Origin of the sequence: Thauera sp. 2A1, assembly GCF_009469595.2 — a bacterium.
Lineage (GTDB): Bacteria > Pseudomonadota > Gammaproteobacteria > Burkholderiales > Rhodocyclaceae > Thauera.
On sequence record NZ_SSXV01000054.1, the window covers coordinates 1 to 3,508 of the forward strand.

Consider the following 3,508-nt stretch of genomic DNA (forward strand, 5'->3'; position numbering starts at 1 on the left):
CGACCCCTATGCATAGCTCTCAACTATGCGTAGGGGCACCCCCCAGCATGGCTGTTCGCTCGGTCGACGGCCGCACTGGGGCGTGGTGTGCTCTGCATAGTTACAGGGTCTGCAAGAACCTCATCAGTTCATCGCCGGCACGGAAGCGCTTGAGCTTGATGTCAGGTGCTTCGAGCCGGGCAAGTGCCTTCTCCTTCATCTCCAGGTTGGCCTCGACGTAGCGGTGCGTCGTGTTCGTACTCTCGTGGCCGAGCCACAGTGCGATCACGTTGAACGGCACGCCGCTTTGCAGGAGATGCATGGCGGTCGTGTGCCTCAGGGTATGCGGCGAGATGCGCTTGGTCTTCAGGCTCGGCTGTTCTGCGCTGGCTCTGTCCACCGCCAGCGCCAGTCGCTGCGCCACGTTGCAGCGGGTCATCGGATGCCCGGATCGATTGGGCAGCAATGCCGCCGAATCACGCAGGTGCGGGTTGGCGTTTAGCCACGCGCGGATGGCCGCCGCAGTGGTCTTCCACAGCGGGACCGAGCGATCCTTGCGACCCTTGCCATGCAGGTGGACGCAGGCCGCGCCATCCAGCACCACGTCGACGACGCGCACGCCGACGATCTCCGAGACGCGCGCGCCGGTGTTGTACAGCAGGCTCAGCAGCAGATGGTCGCGCTGCGAAGTCCATCCCGTACCAGGCTGTCCCAGCACGGCAATCATCTCCGGGCGCGTCAGGTGACCCAGCAGCGGCCGCTCGAAGCGTTTCATCGGCACGGCCATCGCGCGCTCGACGGCATGCAGCGCCGTCACGTCACGTCGGCCGGCGAACTTCAGGAACGCCCTCAAGGCGGTAAGCCGCAAGTTGCGACTGCGCACCGAGTTGTGCCGCTCGTGTTCCAGGTGGGCCAGGAACTTCAGGATCAAATCCGGCGTGATGTCCACGAGTTGCATGGTGATTGGCGGCTTGCCCAACTGCTTGGCCGCATACCCGAGGAACAAGGTCATCGCGTCGCGGTAGCAGGCCACGGTACGCGGGCTGAGTGCGCGCTGTGCGACCAGGTACTCGGTGAAGAATTGCTGCACCAGCGCCGGGAAGCTTGGCGGAGAGCCCTTTCGGTTGAGTCGCGCTTCACCCATGGTTGAGCTCCGGCATGCACGACTCGAAGCGCTGGGCGGCCACCGCCATCAATTCCGGCACCGCCTGCAGGTACCAGTAGGTGTTGGTCACCATCGCGTGACCGACGTAGGTCGACAGCGACAGCATCGCCGCGTCCACGTCGATGCCCTGTTGCTGCCACAGCAGGATGCGCCTCACCACGAAGGTGTGCCTCAGATCATGGATGCGCGGTGCGTGGTGCGTACCACGGTTGATCCACCCCAGTTCGCGGCGCAGCGTGGCAAAGACGTGCTCCACCTGATGCCGGTGCATCGGCTTGCCGAACAGGCGACCCCGTGTGCCGATGAAGAACGGCGCGTCGTCGTCGCGTGAGGCGCCCGCCACGTCCCGAGTCCAGCGGTATTGGCCCAAGGCCTTGACTGTGCTCGGATGCAGCGGCACCTGGCGCGACTTGGCGAACTTCGTGCGCCGGATCGTCAGCAGGCCGCGCCTGAGATCCACGTCGTCAAGGTTCAGCGACAACGCCTCGGACAGGCGCAGTCCGCAGCTTGCAATCAGGCCGAACAGCGTCTCGTAGACCAGGCCGCGCAGGCCGGGATTGGGGCCGAGCTGACGCGCGGCGGCCAGCAACTGCTGCACTTCCTCTTGGCTGTAGATGTGCGGCGCCTGGCGTTCGGGCAGCCGACCGAAGATCGTGTCGTCGGGGACTTCTGTGGCCGGCTCGAACTGCTGCATCCAGCGCGTGAAGGAGCGCAACTGCTTGAGCCGCCGCGCCCAAGTCCGGGGATCGACGCTTGCGTGGCTATCCAGACGCGCCCACTGGGCCATGACCTCCAGGGTCAGAGGGCCGCGATGGCGCGTACGCCGAACATACTCGGCCAAGCTGCGCAGGCTGTAGGCGGCCGAACGCAGTTGGAAGCCCAGAGTACGACGCTCAGTGAGGTAGCGATCCACAAGCGCAGTCAGTCCTATCGTCATGACAGCCTCCCTGTGGCGAGGGCGGAGGTCCCGGGCCAAGGCAAAGCCACTTCGACGAGACGCCTGCTGTCGAGCTTGGCGTAGATCAGCGTCGTGTTCAGCGAGCGGTGCCGCAGCACGTCGGCTACCTCCTTGAGCGAGGAACCGCCGGCCAGCAGACGGCTGGCCATCGTGTGACGCAACAGGTGCGAACGCGTATGCGCAAGACCGGCGCGCGCATAGGCTTGGCGGATGGTCTTGCGCACGAGGTCCGGCCCGATGGGTCGCTCGCGCGGCGTCATATGCCGAGCGAAGACCATCCGGTGCTGGGTCTTGGGTCGCTCGTCGCGCAGGTACAGGGCGATGGCTCGCCCTGTTGCTTCAGGCAAGGGCATTACGTCTTCACGCCGGCCCTTGGTGCGGCGAAGTGTGATCGTGCCGGCTTCCCAGTCGATGTCGTCCAGGTTCAACTGTGCGATCTCACTGCTTCGCAGGCCCAGGTCGAGCGCGCAGCGCACTATGGCGTCGGCGCGCAGCATCGACGGGCCGCTCTGGCCAAGGGCGGCCTCGAGTTGTTCGACCTCTGCCGGCTCCAGCGACTTGGGCAACGATCCCAACTGCCAGTTGGCCGGATAGGCCAGAGCACCAACCAGCGCATGGGTACGGTCGCCCAGCGACGCACGCCAGCGGAAGTAGCCGCGCAGGGAGGCGACCACGGCGCCCAGGCTCGACGGTGTGCTGTAGTTCTTGGCCTGCAACCCGAAGAAGTGTCGTACGTGCTCGGCCGTGAGCACATCGAACTGGATGTCGCCATCACCGAAGTGCTTGCGAAGAAGGGCCCCGACCAGGCGAAGCGCGCCCTCGCGGGTCTTAGGGGCAAGTCCTCGGACCTGTGTCATGTACTGGTCGTAGCGACGCAACTCCTCCCCGACTGCCGTCTCGTCCTGTGGCTTGGGCCTGATGACACCGGCCTCGCGCAGCACGACCAGAAGGTGCGCCAATGCAGCGCGCACGCAAGCTGGGTGACGGGCACTCGTCTCGCAGTTGCATTGGGGAAGATGGCCCTTGAGGAACTCGACCACGAGCGTCTCATCGACGTCGGCCAGACCCAGGTTGGTCTGGTGCATCCACATCGATAGGTGCATCACGGCCGCTTCGCAGCTGCGCACATAGCCGGAAGCGTTGCCGCGACCGAGCAGGTACTCGCGGTATGCCGGAACATGCCGCTCCAGCTGAGTACAGCCGCGCGTGCGGACAGAGGATTCGGATCGAGACGAAAGCTTGGATCGCATGGCAGTCTCCAGGTTGTGGAGCCGCCAGTGAACATGGGCCGGAAAACTATGTGTAGCTGCTCACGCCCGAACGCGCCGCTTGCCCGCGTAATTGCTGATCAAATGCCGTCCCGCCAGCCGCGACTCTACATAGTTGAGAGCTATGCATAGGGGTCG

The 3,508-nt window shown here is 65.0% G+C and carries 3 protein-coding genes; all 3 read right to left on the reverse strand.

Going from position 1 to position 3,508, the window contains the following annotated elements; genetic code table 11:
- Positions 1-100: 100 nt before the first annotated feature.
- The 3 genes from GH664_RS22000 to GH664_RS22010 are packed head-to-tail and all read right to left on the reverse strand — an operon-like array spanning position 101 to position 3,352.
- Positions 101-1,123, reverse strand: coding sequence for a tyrosine-type recombinase/integrase (locus GH664_RS22000; protein WP_153170245.1), 1,023 nt, complete (start codon positions 1,121-1,123; stop codon positions 101-103).
- On the reverse strand, positions 1,116-2,081 hold the full coding sequence (locus GH664_RS22005) for a tyrosine-type recombinase/integrase (RefSeq protein ID WP_048704687.1): 966 nt from the start codon (positions 2,079-2,081) through the stop codon (positions 1,116-1,118). Before GH664_RS22005 ends, GH664_RS22000 begins: the two co-directional genes overlap by 8 nt.
- Positions 2,078-3,352: a site-specific integrase gene (locus tag GH664_RS22010; RefSeq protein ID WP_153170246.1), complete on the reverse strand. Its 1,275-nt coding sequence runs from the start codon at positions 3,350-3,352 to the stop codon at positions 2,078-2,080. The genes GH664_RS22005 and GH664_RS22010 overlap by 4 nt, the downstream gene beginning before the upstream one ends.
- Positions 3,353-3,508: the final 156 nt, after the last annotated feature.

Coding starts and splice junctions, on each gene's coding strand:
- GH664_RS22000 (WP_153170245.1), bottom strand. CDS start 1,123: ATGGGTGAAGCGCGACTCAACCGAAAGGGCTCTCCGCCAAGCTTCCCG.
- GH664_RS22005 (WP_048704687.1), bottom strand. CDS start 2,081: ATGACGATAGGACTGACTGCGCTTGTGGATCGCTACCTCACTGAGCGT.
- GH664_RS22010 (WP_153170246.1), bottom strand. CDS start 3,352: ATGCGATCCAAGCTTTCGTCTCGATCCGAATCCTCTGTCCGCACGCGC.